The 1,287-nt window shown below is 76.1% G+C and carries 2 protein-coding genes and 1 pseudogene; all 3 read right to left on the minus strand.

Annotation, left to right across the window (positions count from 1 at the left end):
- The coding region (locus tag I53_RS23005) for a DoxX family protein (RefSeq protein WP_043355102.1) at positions 1-298 on the minus strand (298 nt) is incomplete at its 3' end.
- Positions 295-1,158: an aminotransferase class IV gene (locus I53_RS23010; RefSeq protein ID WP_043355104.1), complete on the minus strand. Its 864-nt coding sequence runs from the start codon at positions 1,156-1,158 to the stop codon at positions 295-297. The genes I53_RS23005 and I53_RS23010, both read right to left, overlap by 4 nt.
- Positions 1,145-1,287 (minus strand): annotated as a pseudogene (locus I53_RS23015) (aminodeoxychorismate/anthranilate synthase component II); the annotation flags it as partial. The pseudogene I53_RS23015 and the gene I53_RS23010, both read right to left, overlap by 14 nt.

Consider the following 1,287-nt stretch of genomic DNA (forward strand, 5'->3'; position numbering starts at 1 on the left):
CGGCGATGGCGACGTGGTCGAAGGCGTGCTTGAGGTTCGCCGGGTAGACGCAGACCGCGTAGAGGGCGAGGCCGAGCGCGGCCGCCCGGCGGAACCGGCCCGTCAGCAGGCCGACGGCGCCGGCGATCTCGCACAGGCCGGTCGCCAGGATGACGAGCCGCGGCTGCGGCACCCAGTCGGGCATCAGCGGCAGCATCGCGTCGGTCGCCACGAGATGCACCACCCCGATGAAGGCGTAGAGGGCCGCGAGCCCGTAGCGGAGCCGGCGGCGGCCCGTCTCGACCGCTTGCCCGGTCACGCGACGGACTCCTCCGCCACCCCGCAGGCGCGGGCCACCGACTCGCGGAGCGCCGCCCTGAGGCGGACAACCGCCGGGTGCCCGAGGCTGGCGAAGGCCGTCTCGCCCACCGCCGTCACGGGGGCGAGGAGCCGCAGGGAATTGGTCAGGAACACGGCCTCGGCGCCCATCAGGTCGGGCAGGCTCAGCGACCGCTCCTCCGCCCGGAGCCCGCATCCGGCGGCGAGCGCCAGGATCTCCGCCCGCACGATCCCGGCGAGGACGCCGTCGGTCAGCGGCGGCGTCACCAGGATCTCCCCGAACAGGCCGAACAGGTTGCCGGTGCCCGCGCATGCGACGCGTCCCCGGGTGTTGCAGAACAGCGCCTCGTCGAACCCAGCCGCGGCGGCGTCGCGGGCGGCCAGCACCGCGTCGCCGTAGCCCAAGGTCTTCAGCCGGGCGGCCGGGGACGTGTCGTTGCGGGCGATCGAAGTCGGCCACAGGCGCAGGGGCGCGAAGGCCGCGCTGCGGGCGCTCGGCGCCGCGGTGGCGAACAGGGTCGGGCTCGGATCCTCCGGCGGCTTCAGGCCGCGCGGGCCGGAGCCGCGGGTGAGGGTGGTGCGGATCGCGAGCCGCTCCCCGGTCCCGCCCCCCGCGCCGGCCAGCGCCCGCATGGCCTCCCGGATCCGGTCCGGCGCGGCGGGGATCCCCAGCGCGTCCGCGGAGGTCACGAGCCGGGCGATGTGCGCCTCCGCGAAGGCGACCCGGCCGCCCAGCGCCAGCGCCGTGTCGAACAGGCCGTCGCCCAGCGTCAGGCCGCGGTCGGTGAGGTCCAGCGGCGCGGTCGTCCCCGCGACGAGGGCGCCGTCACGCCACAGCATCGCGCTGTCCCTCCCGCCAGGCCCGGGCCAGCCCCAGAAAATTGGCGAACAGGGCGTGGCCGCCCTCGGTCAGGACCGATTCCGGGTGGAACTGGATGCCGTAGGTCGGGTGGGTCCGGTGCGACAGGG

It is taken from the genome of Methylobacterium sp. B1 (assembly GCF_000333255.1).
Classification (GTDB): domain Bacteria; phylum Pseudomonadota; class Alphaproteobacteria; order Rhizobiales; family Beijerinckiaceae; genus Methylobacterium; species Methylobacterium fujisawaense.